This is a genomic window from Pseudovibrio japonicus (genome assembly GCF_014651595.1).
GTDB lineage: Bacteria > Pseudomonadota > Alphaproteobacteria > Rhizobiales > Stappiaceae > Pseudovibrio > Pseudovibrio japonicus.
In genome coordinates this window covers 301261-323173 of sequence record NZ_BMXE01000004.1, presented here as the reverse complement: position 1 = coordinate 323173, position 21913 = coordinate 301261, and the positions used below count along the sequence as shown (strand labels likewise).

Below are 21913 nucleotides of genomic sequence, written 5' to 3'. Positions count from 1 at the left end.
CTTAGTGTGCACAAAGGCTAACTATTAGATAGCTTTAACAGGGCTGTCTAGGAGATAAACAAAAGCCCGGCACACTAATAAGTGTGCCGGGCTTGTTTTCGACAAGGATTTGCCTACTGGCGATTAAGTCCAGTTATCTGATTGAAGACCGCCTGATTTACACGAACGCCTTCTGTCTGTTCCAGCTGGTTGATGAACTGGTTCAGCAAGGAGCTTTCCAGTGCGCCTGACAGCTGTGAGTTGATACGCTGCGCGTTCTCAGATTCGCTCATAAATGCCGGAGCGGTGGTGTTCGTGAGGACAAGAAGGATCCGGTCTTCATTGTTGCCAGGAACCTGAGCTGCTGTGCCCGTTGGTCCGGAGAAAGCAGCTGTTACTGCGGATCCGGACAGGCCTTCTACGCCGCCGTTACGGGTGAATGGCTCAGAGATGACAGTTGTCAGACCTTCCTCAGTTGCGATTTCTGAAAGAGGCTTTCCAGCTTCAGTGTCAGCAATCAGGGCTTGCGCTCTTTCTTCCAGAAGCTCAGCTCTGCGTGCTGCTGTCCAGTCGGCGATAACGGTCTCTCTTACTTCTGAGAGTTCTCTGTCGCGGGCAGGTGTGACTTCATTGACTTCGTACCAGACGTGCCCGCTGCGCCCGATTTCAAGTGGATCGTTTTCCACGCCGATATCGGTTGCGAAGATCGCAGGCGTCAGGACATCCGTGACCGGAAGATCAACAGGTTCGCCTGCTTCGTTGTGACCTGATGCATCAATGGATGGAGTGGTGATCAGGTTCAGGTCCAGACGCTGAGCGATTTCCTGAAGTGTGTTGCCGCCTGCGCGGGCATCCTCAACCTCGTTATACAGCTCTTCGGCTTCGTCAGTGGCTTTTGCCGCAGCAACATTGTTGCGGAGCTCGTCTCTGATTGCCTCAAGTGGTTGTTCACTGGCTGGGCGGACTTCTTTTACAAAGAGAACCACGGTAGAGAACTGGCCTTCAACTACTTCGCTGGCTTGACCTTCGTCGAGTGCAAATGCAGCATCTGCAATCTTCTCATCAAGGAAGCCGGCCTTGTTCATAAGTCCGAGATCGACGTCCTGTTCGCTCAGGTCGCGCTCATTCATCAGATCTTCAAAGGTTTTGCCGGAATCCATCTCCACAACAGCGGCTTCCGCTTCCTGCCTTGTAGCAAACGGGATCTGGTAGATGCGGCGCTGTTCGTCAGTCTGATAGCGGTCTTTGGTGCGCTCGTATTCGCGTGCGATTTCCGCCTCAGTCACGTTTTCCGGGTTTGCGATGTTGTCTGCGGTGATCTCGAGCAATGTGGCACTGCGGTACTCAGGCGCCTGGTAGTTGTCCTTGTTCTCCTCGAAGAAGGCGTTAAGTTCCTCTTCGGTTGGAGCTGGGACATCTGTCAGGGAATCCTGCGAGAGAACAAAATATTCTACAGTGCGCTCTTCCATAGCATATTTGTCGAATGCTTCGAGCATGGCCTGTGGAACAGTAATGCCACCAATGATGGCCTCAGCGAGCTGTTGACGTTCAGCTACAAGCTGCTGCTGCATCACGAACTCGTCTTCGCTCATGCCCAGGCTATAGAGGACCTGCCCCAGAAGATTGCGATCATATCCATTTACACCCTGAAATGCTGGTGTCTCCTGAATTGTTTGGATGATCGCTTCATCAGAAACGCCGATGCGCAGCTTTGTTGCTTCGTTATCAAGCGCAGCTTCGGCAATAAGGCGACCCAGTACCTGTGCAGGGAGGCCAAACGCAGCGGCTTGTTCCTGTGTGACAGGCTGGCCGACGCGGGCTGACAGCTGGTCGAGTTCGCGTGTGTAAGCTTGTTGGAATTCCTCAGCTGAGATTTCCTCGTCACCCACGTAGGCGACCGTTGCAGAGCTGTTTCCGGTAAAGACGTCAGCGATCCCCCAAACTGCAAAGCTGAGCACCAAAAGGCCGATCAGGAGTTTTGCAAACCAGGAACCTACGCTATTACGTAGCGCGTCGAGCATAATTGTATCCGTTCTCTTGTTGAAGGCGCGGAGCAATTTGCCCGCGCGCGCATGCAAGGCCGAACGATAATAGTGTTCCTTTTGCCGTGGGGCAAGTTTACACAACATAAAGCCTGTGAGATTCGGTCGCGGATACGAAGTTCATCCCACTAGCGGTAATCGGCTATGTGACTTAAGTGTTTTTTCTGCTAGTGAGCACCCATTCCATTTGGGAATCTAGAATTCATATTTGGGGAACCTATCAAATGACTAATCGGCCACTCGTTGCTGGTAACTGGAAAATGAATGGCACCAAAGCTTCTGCAGCAGAGCTGGAAGCAATGGGCGCTGGATACGACGCAGCACTTGCCGAAAAAGTAGAGCTTCTGATTTGCCCGCCAGCATTGTTGGTTGCTCAGCTGGCTTCCCAGGACAAGATTGCGATCGGTGCGCAAAATTGTCATGCAAAAGAAAGCGGTGCGCATACAGGCGATATCTCAGCAGAGATGATCCGCGATGCCGGTGGTAAGTTCGTGATTGTCGGTCACTCCGAGCGCCGTGAAGATCATGGCGAATCTGATGCAGACGTGCGCGAAAAGGCAGAAGCTGCTTACCGCGCTGGTCTGGTTGCGATCGTGTGTGTTGGTGAAGTTGAGAGCGAGCGCCGCGCCGGTACGACACTTGATGTTGTTACCAAGCAGGTTCTTGGCTCTGTCCCAGCTGATGCAACTGCGGAGAACACAGTGATTGCTTATGAGCCTGTATGGGCGATCGGTACTGGCCTGACGCCAACTCCAGCTGATGTTGCAGAAGTTCACGCGTCAATCCGCGCAACGCTTATCAAGCAGTTTGGTGATGAGATTGGCGGCAAGATGCGCATCCTTTACGGTGGCTCTGTGAAGCCAACCAATGCAAAAGAACTGCTTGCGGTTGAAAACGTGGATGGTGCACTGGTTGGCGGTGCTAGCCTGAAAGCTGCGGATTTCCTTGGGATTGCCGCCGCTTATCGCGACTAATATTCGCCTGATTGTAAGATTATTGTTCGCAGTCCACCAATTTGCTGCGCCTTTAGGGTAGAAAGGCGCAGCAAATTCGGTTAGAAGGCCGATTAACGAATTCATTAAACCTACGGATACCTATGGAAACCGTTCTGATTGTTATCCACCTGATGGTCGTCGTTGCACTGGTAGCAATGGTCTTGCTTCAGCGTTCTGAAGGCGGCGCATTGGGTATTGGCGGTGGCGGTGGCGGTGGCGTGATGAGCAGCCGTGGCACAGCGAATATGCTGACACGCGGTACTGCAATTCTTGCTATCTGCTTCTTTGCAACTTCACTCGCTCTTTCTCTGCTGGCGCGTTACGACGAGCGTCCAGGTTCCTTGCTTGATCTGGTTCCTTCCGGTTCTGCCACTCAAGGTACCGAGCAGGGCAGTGGCAACGGTCTTCTGGACCAGCTGCAGCAGCAAAGTGAGCCGTCCGGCCCGCAGGTTCCACCTGCTCAGTAATCTGCTGTAAAGCAGAAACAGTTCAAAATATGCGTTTGACGGCACCGCACGCCTGTGCAGTGTCCGTCATTCGTGCGTTCAGACATATCTTAAATATCCAGGGTATCGGATTATCAAATGCCACGCCAAGTGCGCATCCCTACTGATAAGTCCGCCCTTTCTAACGTGGTAGCGATCCATGGCACGGTATATATTCATCACCGGTGGTGTTGTTTCTTCTCTCGGGAAGGGACTTGCCTCCGCAGCTCTTGGTGCGGCTTTACAAGCGCGCGGATACAAGGTTCGGCTTCGTAAACTTGACCCTTATTTGAACGTTGATCCCGGCACCATGAGCCCTTACCAGCATGGTGAGTGTTACGTGACCGATGATGGCGCTGAGACCGATCTGGATCTGGGCCACTACGAGCGTTTCACTGGTCGTCCGGCAAACAAGCAGGACAACATTACCACTGGCCGCATCTATCAGGACATTATTGCCAAGGAACGCCGCGGTGATTACCTGGGTGGGACCGTGCAGGTGATTCCTCATGTGACCGATGCGATCAAGAACTTTGTTCTGGATGGTAACGAAGACTATGATTTCGTGCTTTGCGAGATCGGCGGTACGGTTGGTGACATTGAAGGCCTGCCATTCTTTGAAGCAATCCGCCAGTTGGGCAACGATTTGCCGCGCGGACAGGCTGTCTACATTCACCTGACACTGCTGCCTTATATTGCCAGCGCCGGTGAAATGAAAACCAAGCCGACCCAGCACTCTGTTAAAGAGCTTCGGTCCATTGGTATTCAGCCAGACATTCTCATGGTTCGTTGTGATCGCCAGATCCCTGAGAATGAGCGCCGCAAGCTTTCCCAGTTCTGTAACGTACGCGAAGAAGCTGTTATCCCGGCTTACGATGCTAAGAGCATCTACGAAGTGCCGCTGGCCTACCATAAGGAAGGTTTGGATGAGCAGGTTCTGGATGCGTTTGGCATTACGGGTGCGCCAGCTCCTGATCTTTCCCGTTGGGAAAGCATCGTGAAAACTCTGTTCAACCCAGAGGGTGAAGTCACCATCGCGATTGTTGGCAAGTACACTGTTCTTAAAGATGCTTATAAATCCCTGATTGAAGCGCTGGTGCATGGCGGCATTGCCAATGGCGTCAAGGTCAATCTTGAGTGGATCGAATCTGAAGTCTTTGAGAAGGAAGATCCAAGCGAGTTCCTTGCCAATGTCAACGGTATTCTCGTTCCTGGCGGCTTTGGTGAGCGTGGCTCTGAAGGCAAGATCGCGGCTGCACACCATGCGCGCGTGAATAACATTCCCTACTTCGGTATCTGTTTTGGTATGCAGATGGCTGTGGTGGAAGCTGCCCGTAATCTGGCTGGCATCAAAGATGCAAGTTCAACAGAATTCGGTGCAGCAAAAGAGCCTGTTGTCGGCCTGATGACCGAATGGACCCGCGGTAACGAAAAAGAACAGCGTCATGCTGAAGGTGATTTGGGCGGTACCATGCGTCTTGGTGCGTATGATGCGGTCTTGAAGGCTGATAGTAAGATTGCTGCGATTTACGGGTCTACTGAGATCTCCGAACGTCACCGTCACCGTTATGAGGTGAACATCAGCTACCGCGAAAAGCTGGAAGATGCCGGTCTGATCTTCGCTGGTACGTCACCTGATGGTGTTCTGCCTGAAACTGTTGAGATTGAGGGGCATCCTTGGTTCATTGGTGTTCAGTATCACCCGGAACTGAAATCGCGTCCGTTTGAGCCACATCCGCTGTTCTCTTCCTTTGTAGGTGCGGCGCTCGATAACAGCCGTCTGGTTTAACTTGCTGTTTTGGGGGAAACGCTTTGACCAAGGGAATTGACCACATCGTTCTTGCTGTAAACTCCTTGCAGGAGGGGGCAAGACACTGGGAACAGCTTGGATTCAGGGTAACGCCAACTGCGCGTCATCCATGGGGCACTGAAAACCGCCTTGTTCAACTGGATGGAAGTTTTCTTGAGGTTCTGGCCATCGGCGAAGGTGCCGAGTTGACTGAGCCAAGTGACGGCGTTTTCTCCTTTGGGGCGTTTAACCGTGACTTTCTGTTGAAGGGCGAGGGGGGCGCCATGTTCGTGCTGGATAGTGCGAATGCTGCGGATGACCGCAAGGCGTATAGTGCCGCGGGTCTTCAGGAGTATGCTCCCTTTTCCTTTGAGCGGATTGCCGTAACCCCTGAAGGCGAAGAGCGTCCGGTTGCGTTTGATTTGACGTTCACCACGGATCCGCTCAGCATCGAGATGGGCTTCTTTACCTGTCACAACAAATTTCCGGAAAACTTCTGGAAGGCGGAGTATCAGAGGCACCCGAACACTGTGAGTGCTCTGAGCGATGTTGTCTTTGTGGCTGATGATCCCGCGGACCACCATGAGTTCCTGAAGGCCTTTATTGGTGAGCGCACTGCGCGGCTTTCCAGTCTCGGTGTTGAGATTGTAACGGCGCGCGGGACTGTCAAAGTTCTGTCTCCGAGTGCTTATGAGAGTCTTTTCGGGGTTCGCGCTCCGAGTGACCGCAGAGGTCTCAAGCTGGCCGCTTTGGGCTTTCAAGCTGATGACCCTGAGAAGTTCGGGGCCTACGCGCAAGCTTTGGGCGGGCGTAAATACGGTGACTTCTGGGTGATTGAACCTGACAGGATGGCCGGTGTTGCGGTCTTTTGTAGCTAAATAATTTTTGGCCCCGGAAGCGAAACTTCCGGGGTTTATTCTTTGGGCTCGTGCACTAGCCGGGTACGATTGGCGATTTGCTCTACGCCCGCCCGGACTAATGCTCAGGATGCCTCCAGATAATCAGAAGTGCCCTTCAATATTCTGATGTGTTTCTTGTGCTTCATTTGATTGTGCCGGATATGCCTGCGGGTTTGCAGCGTTTGTGTTTCACCAGATCTGGTGCTGGCGAAGCCTTACTTCCTGCGCGAAGCGGCCTAAGCAGAGTTCTTACGCAGTTTTCTCAGGTTAAAACAGTGTGGTTCTGAGTTGGCGGGATAGCATTATAACTGCAGTTAGATTTGGTTCTTTTGTGCGCTATAAGTATAAATGACCATCTTTTGTGAAATGTCTATTGAATTTTAGTTGCCATTACTTTTCTGGTTATTGATATTTATTACACTTAATTGCGTGAGGAATGACAATTTATTAAAAACAGGTAATTTATAGCTCCTGTTGCCCAGTTGTGTTTAGTATTGCGTAGAGGGCGTTTGTATGAAGTTCTTGACGCCTCTCATTCTTGGCGTTGCCGCCGTGAATCTGTTTTGCGGAACAGGTTACGGAATGTCTCTTCGAGACGCAGTGAATCTTACCGTCTATAGCAATCCGGAAATTGGTGAAGCGGTGTTTGATCGCAACGCGATCGGCTTTGAGTTGAAACAGGCGAAAGGCGAGTGGTTGCCGCGTCTAGATCTTGAATTTCGTGGGGGAACGGAATGGGCGGACCGGAGTTTCACCCGCGAGCGGGGCCAGTTCTTCTTTGGTCCCTATGAGGTCAGAGCTTACGGGCGCCAGAAGATCTTTGATGGCTTTGCGACGACCTATGAGATTGAGCGGCAGCGGGCAAGGCTGGATTCCACCTCTTTCAGGGTATGGGAGCGTTCCGAGTTTGTTGGGCTCAGCGCTGTGCGTGCCTATGTGGAAGTTGCCCGGCTGTCGGAAGTCAAGCAATCGGCTGACCGGAACATTGCCTATCACAACAAAGTTGCCGCGGATATGCGGGCGGGGTTGTCTCGCGGTGTTATTTCTGTCGCGGACGTGCAGCAGGCCACTGAACGGGTTTTTGCAGCACTGCTTGCGTTGGAGGAGGTTCTTGAAGAGTTGGAACTGGCGGAAGCCAATTTTATTGAGGTTGTCGGTAAGCCGATCGGGCATCTGGGCGGGGTTCCCAGCGTTACGCCGCGCATACCCGGTACGCTTGCAGATGTTTTGAATGTTGCGCGGCGCAACAATCCGCTGATTGCCTCTCGCAAAGCTGACATTGATGCGGCCAATGCGGAGATCAAGATTGCGGAATCGGGCTATTATCCGAGATTTGATCTGGAGGTGTCTTCCCGTCTTGGTGAGAATCTCAATGGGTTTCCTGGAGTGAACAATCAGGCAGCGGCGCTGGTTGTGATGCGTTGGAATCTCTTTAACGGCAATATTACAAAAAACAGGCGGGCGGAACAGGTAGAGCGGGCGGGAGAGGCACGCATGCGGTCAGAGCGCGCCTACCGCGAGGTTGAGCGGGAAACACGGGCTTCCTGGATCAGGAGGGTGGAGCTGTCCAAGCAGCTGGCACTCATCAAAAAGCAACTTTCTGCCTCTCAGCAGCTTCTTATATCTTATGAAAGCCAGTTCACGATTGGACAGCGGACGCTCTTGGATGTTCTGAACACGCAAAACACTGTCTTTTTTACGGAAGTTAGCGAGATATCGGCACGTTATGCGCAGGCGTTCGCCAATTATCGCTTGCTTGCTGCAATGGGTGGTCTGCTGGAAACGTTTGATGTTCAGCCACCGTCTCAGGCAGAAGCTGGTTATCGCAAAGTGCGAGATGACAAAGAAACTGACGACTGGTTACCGGGCAAAGCGTTGCCTGGTGTGACTGCACGTTGGGTGCGCGGGACGCCTGTTGCCAAGCCTAAACCAAAACTATGAGGGGAGGCTCATGAGTAAAGTCAGGATTATGCGGCCGGCTGGTGATCTGGTCCTTCTCTTCCTGGTGGTCTTTATCCTGTTCCTTCTCTGTGGAACAGAAGCGAAGAGTGCCGATTATTCAATTGCTTCTCCAGATTATTTCCGTGGCGGGGTCTGTTACGATTTTAATCTTCAGCACCCTGGGGAGCTGCATAAAGAAATCTCCGTTCGCGTGCGCGACTATTTTGAGGAAGCGAACACAGTGGTGGTCTCAGCGCAGCAAAGCAGTATTGACCAGCTCCGGTTTGACTGGGCTCTCGAGGCCCGTGATTGGTGCGGGGTTGCTCTTGGGTATATGAAAGAGGGTGTGTGGGATAATGAAGCGGTCAACCGCTGCTTGTGTTTTCGCGAGTATATGCGCGAATATTAGCTTTTCAGATCATCCGGTTCTTTTTGCGAGGATATGGATGACTTTGTCCTTGGGGCCATCGGCGAGAATGCGGCCTTTGTCGAGGATGATCAGTCTGTCGACCAAGGCAAGCGGTGCCGTGCGGTGTGTTGCGATAATCAGGGTTTGCTTTGGCTTGATCGCAGAAGACAATGCGTTGATGAATTGCTGCTCGCTTTGGCTGTCCAACATCCCTGTTGGCTCGTCCAGAAAAAGGATTTTGGGTGAGTTCATAAATGCTCTAGCTAGGAGCAGCTTTTGTCTCTGCCCGCAGGAGAGGTCTCTGCCTCCTTCTTCAATTATTCGGGCAAAGCCGTGCGGATGGGCGTCAATGAATTCCAACGCTCCGGCGAGTTCGCTGGCCTTGATCAGCTCCGCATCTGATGCTTCAGGCCGTCCGAATTTTATGTTGTCGCTTATTGAGCCGGAAAAAAGGCTGGCATCCTGACCGATGTAGCTGATTGATCTTCTCAGTTCTGTCGGCGCGTATTGCTGATGGTGCAGACTGTCAATGGAGTAGCTTCCAGCCTCGGGCGCATAAAGGCCGGTTAGGACCCGCCCCAGAGTGGATTTGCCGGAGCCGACTGGACCTAAAATAGCGATGCGTTCTCCTGAGGAGATGGAGAGGTTCAGGTTTCGCAGTGCCGGTTTTGCTCCATGGGGGTAAGTGAAGCTCATATTTTTTAGGGTGATCTGCCCGTCATCTATGGTTTTGCTCAGGTGCCAGGAAGCCCAGGGTTGTTCTCTTGGCAGCTGGTTTATGGCCTCAAGCCGTCTGTAGGCGTCTTTGACATGTTGGAAGCGCGCGAGGAAACTTGTGAGCGTTGCGAGCGGGGTAACAGCTCGTGCGCCCAGAATGAGACAGGCGACGATCCCACCTATGGAGATCAGCTTTTCTGAGAACAGGTAGGCTCCGGTGACCAAGAGGGCAATGGTGGTCAGCTGCTGTAGGAAGCCAGTGAGATTGGTGGCCCAGCTGGAAAATGCTCTGACTTTGTTCTGCGCAGAGGCTGCGGAGGCGGTTGCTGTCTCCCATTTGTTCAGTTGTTGGCCTTCTGCGCGTTGGAGCTTGATCGTTTCCAGACCATAGAGGCTTTCGAACAAGAGCGTATTGCGCAGGGATGCGTCGGTAACGGTCGTTCTGACTGCCTTCTTCAAAGGGATCTGCATGAGCATGCCAATTGTGACGGTGCCTGCGATCGCAACGAGGAGGGGGTAGACCATGGGGCCGCCGATGTACCAGATCAGGCTCAGGAATATCCCTAGGAAGGCGAGGTCGGTGATGGCTGCGATCATTCCAGATGTCATGAACTCGCGAATCGTCTCGAACTCGCGCATATCATTGAGGAAGCCAGCGGTGCTTTGGGGGCGGTGTGACATGTTCAGGTTCATGGCCTGATCGAATAGCTTGGAAGAGATAGTCAAATCAGCGCGCTTGCCTGCAAAGTAAATGAGCGATGCGCGCAGGGATTTCAAAAGAAGGTCAAACACCAGTGCACCAATGGCACCGAGGGTGAGTACCCAGAGTGTGGGGAACGCAGAGTTGGGTATCACGCGGTCAAGGACATGCATGGTGAAAAGCGGTGTGGCCAATGCAAGTAGATTAATGAAGGCTGCTGCAAGTGCAACAAAGGCGTAGTCACGGGCAACGGCCTTGATACCACTGAAGAACCAATGGGCGTTCTCTGTTGCCGCATTTGGTTCTGGCGCCGCTTTGGGTTTGTAAAACGGCTTTGCGACAATCACCTTACCGCTGCAGAGTTCCTGCAACTCCTCAAGTTTTGCCAGAACAGCTCCACCATCTGCATGAGGCAGAGCGATGGCGTAGGATTGCTCGTCGTATCGTTCCAGAACAACCAGCGCACCTCCTGACTTCAGCAGGAGGATGGCGGGAAAGAGAAGGGAGGAGACGTCTGTCAGGTTTTGATGGAATGACTTGGTCGAAAAACCTGCCCGTTGCAGCGCTCTTTGCAGCAAGTCATCTGTGAGCCTGCCCTTCTCCAAGGGAAGACCTGCAATCAGGTTTTCTGAGTTGGCTGACATATTGTATTGAACCAGCAGGATTTCCAGACATCCGCGCAGGGAGTCTAACTCGGTGCCAGTTGTTTGCTGAGTATTCGGGGGCTCCTTGTCTACGCGTGGCTTGGCGTCAGAGAGTGGTTTGGTTTCCGTGTTGGCTGCTGGTTCTTTCTCGGGTGCCGGTGGCTTACTAGGCGGTTCTTCATTTTCGGGAGTGGTAGACGCATCAGCTGTGTCTGGCCCTTCCTTATTCTGGGAGGGAGGCGTTTCTTCTTTCTGTTCTTGTGCCTCTGCCGTCTTTGTCACTTCCAACCTGCAAATCTCCGCAATAACTCCCTGTAGTATTCAGAAAAAACAAGGAGGGTTACCTTTGGTAAGGATAGCTTGATTCCGGTCGGCGGCGTGCCTCTGGAACTTGTTGGGGAGTTTCTAGGGGGATCCTGTTTGCATCTGATAACGATTAAGCAGTTGAAGCAAAAAACGAAGGCGCTGGTGCGGAAATTGAAGGGACTGATCCGAAAGTGGCTCGGATCAGGATCTACCGTCCCGCGGCTTCCACGCGGGGCTGCGCTGGTATCTCTAGGGCTGGAGTCTGCAGCATTTACACGGGTGCGGGTTTTGGTCGTCCTGATCGGATTGCTTCTGATTGCCTTTCTTGTATGGGCGAGTGTGACACAGCTGGAAGAGGTAACACGCGGGGATGGACGGGTTATTCCCTCTGCAAAAATACAGGTTCTTCAGAGCCCTGAAGGGGGCGTCATTCAGGAGGTTCTGGTCAAGACAGGCGATTTGGTGAGCAAAGGGGATGTGCTCATCCGCCTTGATGATACCGGGTTCTCCGCCAATCTGGGGGAGTTGGTTGCAAAGCAGCTGGCACTGGAGATTGCTCGGGAGCGTCTTGAGTTCCAGTCCGTATGGCCAGAGCGTGGTGAGGAGCTGATCTATTCTGACCAGTATCAGGAACAAGCCTCAAAGGTTGTTGCTTCGGAGCTTTCGTTATTTCAGGCCAGTCTGGAAGGGTTGAAGGGACAAGTTGCGATCAAACAGTCCCGTGTTGCACAGCGCATTACGGAACTGGAGGCCTCCCAAAGCCAGACGCGTAAGCTTGTTGACCTGCTGCGCCTTGCCAACGAAGAGCGAGAACTGAAAGCGCCTCTTGCGGAGAAGCAGATTGTTCCGCGAACCGATATGCTGAAGCTACAGCGGGAGATTGGTGATCTTGAGGGGCAGATTAATGCGCTTCGGGTCGCGGAAGGGCGTTTGAAAACAGCTGTTGAAGAGGCGGAGCAGGAGATTGAAACGCTTTATACCGAATTTCGGCAGACCGCGCGTACGCAACTGAGAGAGGTTCAGGCGCAGCTTGATACTATTATTGCCGCAGCTTCCACGCTAGCAAGTGACACGGTTGATCACGCGGTGATCCGTGCTCCTATGGATGGGATTGTCTACAGGGCTGATGCTAGTCGAGTTGGAGGTTTGGCGTCACCTGTGCAGCCGTTGATGTCCATTGTGCCGGTTGAAGAGTCTTTGCGGGTGGAGGCCAAGGTCAAGCCGCAGGACATTGCCTTTATCCACCCGGGCCAGCCAGCTCTTGTGAAACTGAGAGCCTATGACTTTTCAATTTATGGTGGGCTGGAGGGTAAAGTTGAAGGAATTTCTACAGACACTGTTTACGATGAAATTACTCATGAGCAGTTTTACTCCGTAATCGTCACAACCAGCCGCGCGGAGTTAGAAAGTCGCAACAAGAAACTCCCTATTCTACCGGGGATGGTCGCCTCCGTCGATATTCTTACCGGAGAAAAGAGTGTGCTTTCCTACATTCTTAAGCCGGTTAATCGTGTGCGTGAGGAGGCGCTTAGAGAACGGTAATGCGATATGGCTCATCCAGAATACCGGGGCAAACATCGTAGGAAAAAGGGAGTGCTGCGGCGCGGCTTTATAGGCATGGTTGTCAAAACTGCCTTTTTGACCGGCATTGTCTCTAGCATGTCCAAAGGGCAAGCGCACAATCTGCAGCTGGATTATCCAGACAAGGTACGCCGCCGTCGTTTGTTCTCCTTTGCCAAATTTGCGCGTCCGGCTGCGCAGAAACACTCTGAGAATTTTGGGCTGTTTGGCTCAGTTGAGATCAGCGGTGGCGATAACCGGGCTTTTCGGAAATGGCAGTCGGTATTGCCGGAGTGTGAACAACAGCTGAAACAGCTAAAGCAATGCATGGCTGGAGATGTTCGAGGTGTAGGCCCCGTTCAGGCGTGGTCCCGTATTCTTCGCAGGGCAGGGCAGAGTAAGTCGCTTCGGCAGCTTTCTTTGCTCAATTCTTTTATCAATGAGAGTGTTGGGTCCGGTCCGCAATCCGGTTCCGCTGGGCCTTCGAATGCGTGGCGTGCACCGCTGCATCTTCTCGGTTCTAACGGGGAGTGTGAGGACTATGCAATTGCCAAGTATTTCAGTCTGCTTGCGCTGGGCTATCCGGAAGAAGCACTTCGGTTCGTCGTGGTGAAGGACAGTCGCAGCCAGACCATCCATGCTGTGACTTCTGTCAGATTTCAGGGGGAGCAGTACGTTTTAGATAGTTTGAGATCAACTCCAGCAAGGGAAATCGAGCTGTTGCACTATCAGCCGGTGGTTTCCATGCAGCGCGGGGCGCATTTTTCGCATTTTAGAACCGCAGAGATGCGGCAGCGTTTCTGGGCCCGGCACAGTCATGGATAGTTAGGTGTGCCCAGAGTCCCTTAGCCTCCCAAAGGTTCTTTTGAGTTTTCGTAGGCGAGGATTGCACCTGCCAGATCCTCAAGAGCTGCTCCCACTGATTTAAAGAAGGTGATCTCCGTTTCACTAGTCCGGCCAGAGTGAAGGCCGCGTGTCAGATCGTAAAGATCTGCCAGCACATCCTTCGGCTTGAGTGCGCCGTTTGCCAAGGGCACTGTCAGGTCACCGGCTTCTGACATTGCGCCACTGCGGGTGTCCACGAACACGTGCGAGCGCGATATTGCTGAGTCGTCTGCCTCACGCATGTTCGGGGTGAACCCGCCAACAAGATCAAGATGGCATCCTTCCGGTAGCCACTCTCCTTTGATGAGCGGTGCGTTGGACAAGGTTGCAACAGAAACGATATCGGCTTGCCCAACGGCATTCTCTAAAGATTGCTCAGCCTCTACCTTCAAGCCGAGTGTTGCGGTTAACTCGTTGGCTTTTTGCTCTGCCTTTTCAAAATTGCGGCCCCAGAGATAGACTTTTTCGATCTGCCTTGTGGCGAAATGGGCTTCGATTAAATTGGCGGAGAGGCGGCCAGTGCCAACCATGGTCAGGATGCTTGCGTCTTTGCGGGCGAGGTAATCGGCTGCAAGTGCGGAGGCGGCAGCTGTTCTGCGGGCTGTTAGTTCACCGCCGTCGATCAGAGCGAGTGGGGTTCCGTTGGTACCGTGGGAAAGCAGGTATGTGGCGGACACAGCAGGCTCTCCGACATCTGCGTTGCTTGGGAAGACGCTTGCTAATTTTACGCCAAAATAAGAGCCGGACTGCCAGGCGGGCATGAGCAACAGTGTGGCATCTGATTTGTTGGGTACCGCCATGGTGTGGTGGTGGCGGACCGGCATTTCGCAGCCTTCTTTGAACATGGCTCGCAAAGCTTCTACCAGCGGGCCGAAGGGCAGGGCAGTTTTTGTTTGAGTATCGGACAGCTGCAACATACCCGTTCTTCCTCATTGTTCGTAATAAGTGTGCTGGGAACCCACAACACGGATTATCTGATATCTCACAAGGGGTAGTGGGTGCGAGATATGTTTGTCACTTGAGATTTCGCCGGGGGCTCGCTGTATGCACAAAAAAAAAGCCCGCCGGTGTGCGGCGGGCTTCTTAGTCGTGCGGATTAACGCGCTGAAAGAACAATATCCTTAATTGTCTCTGGCGTGATCTCGCCGTGCTCACCAATGGCCTTCAGGAAGTCGCGGCTTTCAATGGTCTTTAGGAGAACATCAATGTCGGATTGATCGGTGATGTTGGCCTCAGACAGGCGGATCGGCATGGCCAGCTTCTGATAGAACTCTTCGATCGCATCAATGGTCTTTTCTGCCAGATCCTTGGAAGGAGGCAGAGCGAAGACGGTGCGTCCCATCTGCTCCAATTTTGCACGCTTTGGTTCGATCTGGTTGCGCAGCAGGCTTGGCTGGATGATCGATAGGGTGCGGGCGTGGTCGATCCCAAACGAGGCTGTTAGCTCGTGGCCAATCTGGTGGGTTGCCCAATCTTGCGGTACACCGCAAGCGATCAGCCCATTGAGTGCCTGATTGGCTGCATACATGAGGTTTGCACGCCACTCATCGGAATCTCGATCCTGATAGGTCTCTCCCAATTGTACGAGTGTGCGGAGCAGGGTTTCGGCATAGCCATCCTGCACTAAGTTGCCAGCTGGGTAGGTCAGATATTGCTCGCAGACGTGAATGAACGCGTCGACAAGGCCGTTTTTGAGCTGACGCTCTGGCAGCGTCTTCATGGTGTCGGGATCGAGAACCGAGAAGATTGGCAGTACATGCGGGGAGCCGAACGCACGTTTCTCGCCAGTAGCTTTCCGGGTGACGACCGAGTTTCCGTTTGACTCTGAGCCTGTGGCTGGCAACGTGAGCACTGACGCTAGCGGGATTGCTTTTTGAACGCGATGTTTGCCGGTGAGAATATCCCAGTGATCACCGTCATAATGAGCAGCAGCAGCGACGAACTTACAGCCATCAATAACGGACCCACCGCCGACAGCGAGAATGAAGTCAAGTTTCTGCTCAGTGACAAGCTTTACTGCTTTTTCGAGCGTCTCGAACTCCGGGTTGGCTTCAATGCCAGAGAACTCAACGATCGTGAAGCCGTCGAGTGCGCTGATTACCTGATCGTAAACACCGTTGGTTTTGATGGACCCGCCGCCATAGGCAAGCAGAATACGGCTTCCTGCTGGAATCTGATCGCGAATTTCAGAGATCTTTCCTTGTCCAAACAGCAGTTTGGTTGGGTTCTTATAATTAAATTTCATTTGATTACCCGAGAAATTGGATTGTGCAGACAGGACGTAATGCAATTTTTCCGGGTTTGAAGGGGCTAAGTGAAGCAAATTCACTTAACTGGAGGATTAGGCGAGCATGAATGAGGTGGTAAATGTACCGGTGGTCTCACTTAAATGCGTGAGATGCCGGAGAAACTGCGTTTCTTTGTGGTCGGGGGGCTGAAATACAAAAAGCTCCCTAATGGGAGCTTTTGTGAAACCTCGTTTTACAACATGAGGTTAAATGGTGAGCCCGCACGGGTTCGAACCGTGGACCTACTGATTAAAAGTCAGTTGCTCTACCAGCTGAGCTACGGGCTCTTGGGCGTGACCGCTAGGTCGCTGCCTGTGAGGGGTCTTCTAAGGATTGCAGGGGCTTAGCGCAAGCGGTTTTTTTTATTTTCCACACAGAGCGTTTTTCTTCGTCGGGAGGGACAGGTTTCTGTCAATTGCGGCCTGTCTTCAGGTCTTCACTGAGCTGCGCTTATTAATCGTGGAGGGAGCTAAATCGTGTTTGGCTTGATCCGCCCTCTCTTATGGCGATAGCGACGTCATAGAGAAGGGGAGTGCGGTCGGATCGAGAGATTGCAGCTTGCAAGGAACGGGTGTTTGAGTGCCTTTTGACCTGTGACGGCTTCCTATTTCTTTTGGTCTCAAAATTAATTAGCTACGTAAAATTCTGTAGAAATATCTGAGAAAATGTCACGTGAAACTTCATAGATAATGTAATACCTTAGTATACTATTTTGTGGAAGGCATGCTCAGTTTTTTGAAGTATTATCTAAATTTTGCCCTTTTTTGATGAAATATCTGTGGGGCTTTCAAATATGCACGATGCTTATATTTCTCAAAAAATATTTTTAAATCAGGTCGTTAACTTAATCGATGCTCAGCTTGGTCGTTTTCGGTGACTTTAAGAGTTTGCTGGCAATCCAAGGAATAGGTGTGTACGTATTTCCCCGCTTTTGGCATCTTTCATTCTGTGCCAGTGGGAAATAGACGTGTCCGGTGGTTAAGACACCAGGAATTCCTATTAGCGGTACCGTGAGCTACGGGATCGTGCAATTACAACATAAGTGGAGGTTCGTATGAAATTTAGCAATGTTGCAGTTGGGGCTGCGTTGATTGCGGTGAGTGCTGCATCTGGTGCTTCGGCAGAAACTCGTTTCGTATCCATCGGCACTGGTGGTGTGACTGGTGTTTACTACCCAACCGGTGGCGCGATCTGTCGTCTTGTAAACAAAACTCGTCGCGAACACGACATTCGTTGTTCCGTGGAATCTACAGGTGGTTCTGTTTACAACATCAACACCATCCAGAATGGTGAGCTGGAGTTCGGCGTTGCTCAGTCTGACGTTCAGGCGAACGCATACGACGGTCGCTCTCAGTGGGAAGGCAAGCCATATGGTGATCTGCGCTCAGTGTTTGCTGTGCATCCAGAGCCAGTAACAATGCTTGCAACCAAAGGTTCTGGTGTAAACAACTACACTGACCTTAAGGGTAAGAAAGTTAACATCGGTAACGCAGGTTCCGGTCAGTACGCTACATGGCAGCTTCTTGAAAGAGAAGGCATTGTCAGCACTGATGATCTGTCTCTGGCAACCGAGCTGAAGTCTTCTGAAGCTGGTGCCGCTCTTTGTGACGGCAAGATCGACGCTTATTACTGGCTAGTTGGTCACCCATCCGCATCTACACAGGAAACTGTCAGCACCTGTGATGCGCAGCTGGTGAACGTTGAAGGTCCTGCAATCGACGATCTGGTTGACAAATACTCCTTCTACCGTAAAGCTACGATCCCAGCAGGCATGTACAACAACGAAGAAGACATCAACACCTTTGGTGTCGGCGCAACGTTTGTTACCTCTGCAGCTGTTCCGGATGATGTGGTTTACACCATCACGAAGTCTGTTTTCGATAACTTTGACGACTTCAAAAAGCTGCACCCTGCATTTAAAGACCTGAAAGAAGAAGAGATGATCAAGGATTCCCTGACAGCTCCACTTCATGACGGCGCAGTCAAGTACTACAAAGAACGCGGCTGGATGTAATCTAACCGAGTTTTCCTTAGGATGCGGGGCCAATGTTGCCCCGCATTTTTGGCTTCTACGAGATTTAGTAGGTTCCTTGCTCTGCCTTTACAACTAAGGCAAAGAAGGAGCTTTATTTGGGGGTGCGAATGAGTCCAGAACGACACAAGGCGCAAGTTGATGCGCAGGAACTGGTCGCTCAGGCAGATACCGGTGCACGAAACCTAACTGGTAACCTAGGCGTGATGGTTGCGGCCATTGCCTTTATTTGGTCAGCCTTTCAGCTGTATGTGGCGTCAAACGTGCCATTCTGGCTGTATGACACATTCGGCATCAGGCTTATCTTCGACAACTCTGACGTGCGCAATATTCACCTGGCGTTTGGTCTGGTCCTTGCCGCTTTTGCATACCCTCTCTTTTCCCGCAGTCCCCGTCATACCATTCCCTGGTACGACTGGATCCTCGCGTTCTTAGGTGCTGCGTCTTGTCTGTACCTTGTGTTCATGCGTGACCAGCTCGCCGATCGCGCTGGCCTCCCAACTCAGATGGATCTGGTTGCAGCCACCACAGGTCTGGCTGTGCTTGCGATCGCGGTTTACAGAAGCCTTGGTTTGCCGCTGGTTATCGTTGCGGGTATCTTCGTCGCGTATGCCATGTTCGGTAATTCCGCGTGGCTGCCGGAAGTGATTCAGTGGCGTGGTGCTTCCTATGGTAAGGCCATGTGGCACTACTGGATCCAGGAGGAGGGCGTCTTTGGTGTGGCCGTTGGCGTTTCGGCTTCCATGATATTCCTGTTCGTTCTTTTCGGCTCATTGCTGGAAAAGGCCGGGGCAGGCAACTACTTCATTAAAGCTGCCTTTGCGCTTCTTGGTCACCTGCGTGGTGGTCCTGCGAAGGCGGCTGTTCTTGCGTCTGCAATGAGTGGCCTTTACTCAGGGTCCTCCATTGCAAACGTTGTGACCACCGGTACTTTCACCATTCCACTGATGAAGCGGACCGGCTTCCCGGCTGAAAAAGCGGGTGCCGTTGAAGTGGCTTCCTCTGTGAATGGCCAGCTGATGCCGCCTGTGATGGGTGCAGCTGCGTTCCTGATTGCCGAATTTACTGGTACCAGCTACCATCAGGTTGTGGTTCATGCCTTTGTTCCAGCGGTTATCTCCTATATCGCTCTGGTGTATATCGTGCACCTTGAAGCGCTGAAGATGAACCTGAAAGGTCTGCCTAAGCCACCTACGCATGTCACCGTCATGCAACGTCTGATCGGCGTTCTGACCGGCTTTATCGGCATCACCATTGTGGGGCTGGCCGTTTATTATGGTCTGGGCTGGACCAAGACTGCGTTCCCGTCTCTGACGTTCCCTATTGTTCTGTTGCTGTTTGCGGCTGGTTACATCATTCTGGCTTACATTGCTGCTCAGGTTCCTGACCTTGAGGTTGATGACCCGAACGCACCGATAAAAGAACTCCCGGCTGCTGGTGATGTTGGCCGTACCGGTTATTACTTCATCCTGCCGATCGTTGTTCTGATCTGGTGTATTCTGGTTGAGCGCTTCTCACCGTCACTTTCTGCATTCTACGCAACCATGGCGATGATCTTCATCGTCGTGACACAGCATCCGCTGAAGGCCTTCTTCCGCGGTGACTCCCAGGCTGGCCGTACATGGCAGGGTATCGTTGATTTTGTCGAAGGCATGATTGGCGGCGCGCGCAACATGATCGGTATTGCGGTTGCAACGGCTGCTGCTGGTATCATCGTGGGTACTGTGTCTTTGACCGGTATGCACCAGATGATTGCTGCGCTTGTTGAGTTCCTGTCCGGCGGTAACCTGCTGCTTATGCTGGTTTTGGTTGCTGTGATGAGCCTGATCCTTGGTATGGGTCTGCCAACTACTGCAAACTACCTCGTTGTGTCCTCGCTAATGGCGCTTGTGGTTGTGGATCTGGGGGAACAGACTGGTTTCCTTGTGCCACTGATTGCGGTTCACTTCTTCGTCTTCTACTTCGGTATTATGGCGGACGTGACGCCTCCTGTGGGGCTTGCGGCCTTTGCTGCGGCGGCGATCAGCCGTGGTGACCCGATCAAGACCGGTGTTCAGGGCTTCATTTACTCGCTGCGTACAGCGGCTCTGCCGTTCCTGTTCATCTTCAACACTGATCTGCTTCTGATTGACGTAACGGCTGTCCAGGCAGTCTTTGTCTTCATTGTCGCTGTGGTCGCCATGATGTTGTTTGCAGCGGCGACGCAAGGGTACTTCTTTGCTCGCTCCCGTCTATGGGAATCTGCAGCACTTCTGCTGATCGCCTTCACATTGTTCCGTCCGGACTTCTGGCTCAATCAGGTTCAGAGCCCGTATGTGACTGCGACCGGTCCCGGCATTGTTGAGATGATTGATGAGGCACAGCCGGGTGATATGGTGCGTCTAAACCTCGCAGGTCCCGATTTTGACGACATGGACAAGATGCTGACATTGACACTGCCGCTCACTATCGGAGATGAACAGGGCGCTGAAGCACGGCTTGAAGCGGCTGGTTTGATCACCATGGATGATAACGGTACAATGGCGGTTGATGAACCATTCCCAGGTACTGAGTTTGCCGAAAAACTGCAGGACTTTGATTTTTACGCGGATAATCCGGTTCAGATTGTAAGCACACAGGTTGATGCAGAACGGATGCCACAGGAGCTGTTCTATATTCCTGCTTTGCTCTTGCTATTGCTGGTCGTTATGCTTCAACGCCGACGCCAAACACAGCCCGCTTTTTAGCGGGCTGTGCCACAAACTATAAATTTTAAGGAGTTGGGAAATGTACTCCAATATCTTGCTGCCTTTGGATTTGAACGAAGAAAGTAGCTGGAAAACTGCGCTTCCCGTGGCTGTTGATCTGGCTCGTTATTATAAAGCCCAGCTTCATGTGGTGACGGTTCTGCCCGATTTTGGAAAATCGATTGTGGGTAGTTTCTTTGCCAAAGAGTTTGAAACTGAGGCTCTGGAGCGTACGCGTGAAGCTCTGGAACAGTTTCTGGATACCCAGCTTCCTGATGATGAGCTGGATGTGAAAGGGCATATTGCCCATGGAACAATCTATGAAGAGATCACCGGCGCAGCGAACAAGCTGGGCACTGATCTGATCGTTCTTTCTTCACATCGTCCTGAGCTTAAGGACTTCCTTCTTGGGCCAAACGCTGCCCGCGTTGTACGTCATGCCAACCAGTCTGTTCTGGTTGTTAGGGACAAGGCCTAAGGGTCACTCGCTGAATTTGTGAACGGCAATCAGGTATTTTTGATTGCCGTTCACCAAAAAGTGTCGCAGATTTTCTTGCCTGTTTGACAAAACACATCCAACTTCCGGCAAAATTGTATATATAAGCGTTATTCATCTGTGCAGGTCTATGATGTTAGCACGCAGTCTTTTTGCGAATACGCTGGATCGTGCAGATGCATTCCAAACGGAATTAGGAAAGCTATATGTTGCAAGACATCACCCTTTGGGGTGCATTTTTCGCCGGCATTTTGTCTTTTGTTTCACCTTGCGTCTTACCGCTGGTGCCGCCTTATCTGGGATATATCGCTGGTCTATCCATTGAAGAGGTGACGAGCCACAAGAAGAGCGCAGCGCAGAGCAACAGGATCATGATTGCTGCCATGTGCTTTGTAGCCGGGTTCTCTACTGTGTTCGTGCTGCTTGGCGCAAGTGCCTCGTTCCTTGGTCAGTATGTTTTGCAATACTCGCAGTACCTTGCCTATTTGGCCGGTGCCATGATCATCATCATGGGCTTGCATTTCCTCGGAGCTTTTAAGATTGGGTTCCTTTACCGTGAAGCGCGTGTGCAGATTGACCGTCAACCGGGTGGCTTTGGTGGTGCTTATCTGATGGGCCTTGCGTTCGGCTTTGGTTGGACGCCATGCATCGGCCCGGTTCTGGCGAGTATTCTTTTGATTGCTGGGACGCAGGCCTCTGTTAATCAGGGCGTCATACTGCTTTCGGCCTATGCGTTGGGTATTGGTGTGCCGTTCATGATTGCCGCGATGTTTGCCGGGCCGTTCATGGGCTTCATGTCACGTTTTCGCAAGCACATGGGCAAAGTTGAGAAGGTTATGGGTGCCTTCTTGGTGCTCACCGGCGTTGGTTTCCTAACTGGCTACATTCAGGCGTTCTCTTTCTGGCTGCTGGATACCTTCCCGATCTTCTCTCAGATCGGCTAGGTTACCCGTCAGATATCGAGATAAGAAAAGCAGGCCTTGGGCCTGCTTTTTTGTTGTCCGGTCATTGGAGAGGGCG

The 21913-nt window shown here is 52.2% G+C and carries 16 protein-coding genes and 1 tRNA gene; 12 read left to right on the top strand and 5 right to left on the bottom strand.

The features are described from left to right. Positions 1-113 precede the first annotated feature (113 nt). Complete coding sequence (locus IE076_RS13065; protein WP_189437227.1) at positions 114-2000, bottom strand: SurA N-terminal domain-containing protein; 1887 nt, start codon at positions 1998-2000, stop codon at positions 114-116. 245 nt (positions 2001-2245) lie between these two features. Here IE076_RS13065 and tpiA point away from each other — a divergent pair, with 245 nt between their 5' ends. From tpiA to IE076_RS13035, 6 genes are all read left to right on the top strand, one after another. Further along, on the top strand, positions 2246-2995 hold the full coding sequence (gene tpiA / locus IE076_RS13060; protein ID WP_189437226.1) for a triose-phosphate isomerase: 750 nt from the start codon (positions 2246-2248) through the stop codon (positions 2993-2995). A gap of 122 nt (positions 2996-3117) precedes the next feature. Then, entirely contained in the window at positions 3118-3483 is a 366-nt protein-coding gene (gene secG / locus IE076_RS13055) for a preprotein translocase subunit SecG (protein WP_189437225.1), read from the top strand. 178 nt (positions 3484-3661) lie between these two features. Further along, positions 3662-5290 carry a CTP synthase gene (gene pyrG / locus IE076_RS13050; protein ID WP_189437224.1) on the top strand — a complete coding sequence of 543 codons (1629 nt, stop codon included), beginning with the start codon at positions 3662-3664 and terminating at the stop codon, positions 5288-5290. Between the two features lie 23 nt (positions 5291-5313). Next, a complete protein-coding gene (locus IE076_RS13045) occupies positions 5314-6168 on the top strand; it encodes a VOC family protein (RefSeq protein ID WP_209009087.1) in 855 nt (284 codons plus the stop codon). Between the two features lie 534 nt (positions 6169-6702). Next, positions 6703-8130 (top strand): TolC family outer membrane protein, encoded by a 1428-nt coding sequence (locus IE076_RS13040; protein WP_189437223.1) that lies wholly within the window; start codon positions 6703-6705, stop codon positions 8128-8130. A 10-nt stretch (positions 8131-8140) separates the two neighbouring features. Continuing rightward, the gene (locus IE076_RS13035) at positions 8141-8539 is read left to right on the top strand and encodes a hypothetical protein (protein WP_209009086.1); all 399 of its coding nucleotides are present in this window, start codon (positions 8141-8143) and stop codon (positions 8537-8539) included. Positions 8540-8548: 9 nt separating this feature from the next. Here the strand turns inward: IE076_RS13035 and IE076_RS13030 are convergent, their stop codons facing one another. Next, the gene (locus IE076_RS13030; protein ID WP_209009085.1) at positions 8549-10882 is read right to left on the bottom strand and encodes a type I secretion system permease/ATPase; all 2334 of its coding nucleotides are present in this window, start codon (positions 10880-10882) and stop codon (positions 8549-8551) included. Positions 10883-11068: 186 nt separating this feature from the next. Here IE076_RS13030 and IE076_RS13025 point away from each other — a divergent pair, with 186 nt between their 5' ends. Continuing rightward, the gene (locus tag IE076_RS13025; RefSeq protein ID WP_209009084.1) at positions 11069-12448 is read left to right on the top strand and encodes an HlyD family type I secretion periplasmic adaptor subunit; all 1380 of its coding nucleotides are present in this window, start codon (positions 11069-11071) and stop codon (positions 12446-12448) included. Positions 12449-12499: 51 nt separating this feature from the next. Beyond that, positions 12500-13291: a transglutaminase-like cysteine peptidase gene (locus IE076_RS13020; RefSeq protein WP_209009083.1), complete on the top strand. Its 792-nt coding sequence runs from the start codon at positions 12500-12502 to the stop codon at positions 13289-13291. A gap of 20 nt (positions 13292-13311) precedes the next feature. On the opposite strand, the gene lhpI is transcribed toward IE076_RS13020, so the two are convergent. The 3 genes from lhpI to IE076_RS13005 form a co-directional block, all read right to left on the bottom strand. Next, the gene (gene lhpI, locus IE076_RS13015) at positions 13312-14268 is read right to left on the bottom strand and encodes a bifunctional Delta(1)-pyrroline-2-carboxylate/Delta(1)-piperideine-2-carboxylate reductase (RefSeq protein WP_189437219.1); all 957 of its coding nucleotides are present in this window, start codon (positions 14266-14268) and stop codon (positions 13312-13314) included. Between the two features lie 179 nt (positions 14269-14447). Next, a complete protein-coding gene (locus tag IE076_RS13010) occupies positions 14448-15596 on the bottom strand; it encodes an iron-containing alcohol dehydrogenase (RefSeq protein WP_189437218.1) in 1149 nt (382 codons plus the stop codon). 254 nt (positions 15597-15850) lie between these two features. Further along, positions 15851-15926: transfer RNA gene (locus IE076_RS13005), tRNA-Lys, on the bottom strand. 767 nt (positions 15927-16693) lie between these two features. Here IE076_RS13005 and IE076_RS13000 point away from each other — a divergent pair. The 4 genes from IE076_RS13000 (at position 16694) to IE076_RS12985 (ending at position 21837) form a co-directional block, all read left to right on the top strand. Next, positions 16694-17653 carry a TAXI family TRAP transporter solute-binding subunit gene (locus IE076_RS13000; RefSeq protein ID WP_189437217.1) on the top strand — a complete coding sequence of 320 codons (960 nt, stop codon included), beginning with the start codon at positions 16694-16696 and terminating at the stop codon, positions 17651-17653. Between the two features lie 128 nt (positions 17654-17781). Continuing rightward, positions 17782-20397, top strand: coding sequence for a TRAP transporter permease (locus IE076_RS12995; RefSeq protein ID WP_189437216.1), 2616 nt, complete (start codon positions 17782-17784; stop codon positions 20395-20397). Positions 20398-20437: 40 nt separating this feature from the next. Continuing rightward, positions 20438-20875, top strand: a complete 438-nt coding sequence (locus IE076_RS12990) for a universal stress protein (RefSeq protein ID WP_189437215.1) — start codon at positions 20438-20440, stop codon at positions 20873-20875. 224 nt (positions 20876-21099) lie between these two features. After that, positions 21100-21837: a cytochrome c biogenesis CcdA family protein gene (locus tag IE076_RS12985; protein ID WP_189437214.1), complete on the top strand. Its 738-nt coding sequence runs from the start codon at positions 21100-21102 to the stop codon at positions 21835-21837. The last annotated feature ends 76 nt before the right edge of the window (positions 21838-21913 follow it).

Bases quoted from the DNA above. Each gene is read 5' to 3' on its own strand.
- IE076_RS13065 (WP_189437227.1), bottom strand. From the start codon at position 2,000: ATGCTCGACGCGCTACGTAATAGCGTAGGTTCCTGGTTTGCAAAACTC.
- tpiA (WP_189437226.1), top strand. From the start codon at position 2,246: ATGACTAATCGGCCACTCGTTGCTGGTAACTGGAAAATGAATGGCACC.
- secG (WP_189437225.1), top strand. From the start codon at position 3,118: ATGGAAACCGTTCTGATTGTTATCCACCTGATGGTCGTCGTTGCACTG.
- pyrG (WP_189437224.1), top strand. From the start codon at position 3,662: ATGGCACGGTATATATTCATCACCGGTGGTGTTGTTTCTTCTCTCGGG.
- IE076_RS13040 (WP_189437223.1), top strand. From the start codon at position 6,703: ATGAAGTTCTTGACGCCTCTCATTCTTGGCGTTGCCGCCGTGAATCTG.
- IE076_RS13035 (WP_209009086.1), top strand. From the start codon at position 8,141: ATGAGTAAAGTCAGGATTATGCGGCCGGCTGGTGATCTGGTCCTTCTC.
- lhpI (WP_189437219.1), bottom strand. From the start codon at position 14,268: ATGTTGCAGCTGTCCGATACTCAAACAAAAACTGCCCTGCCCTTCGGC.
- IE076_RS13010 (WP_189437218.1), bottom strand. From the start codon at position 15,596: ATGAAATTTAATTATAAGAACCCAACCAAACTGCTGTTTGGACAAGGA.
- IE076_RS13000 (WP_189437217.1), top strand. From the start codon at position 16,694: ATGAAATTTAGCAATGTTGCAGTTGGGGCTGCGTTGATTGCGGTGAGT.
- IE076_RS12995 (WP_189437216.1), top strand. From the start codon at position 17,782: ATGAGTCCAGAACGACACAAGGCGCAAGTTGATGCGCAGGAACTGGTC.
- IE076_RS12990 (WP_189437215.1), top strand. From the start codon at position 20,438: ATGTACTCCAATATCTTGCTGCCTTTGGATTTGAACGAAGAAAGTAGC.
- IE076_RS12985 (WP_189437214.1), top strand. From the start codon at position 21,100: ATGTTGCAAGACATCACCCTTTGGGGTGCATTTTTCGCCGGCATTTTG.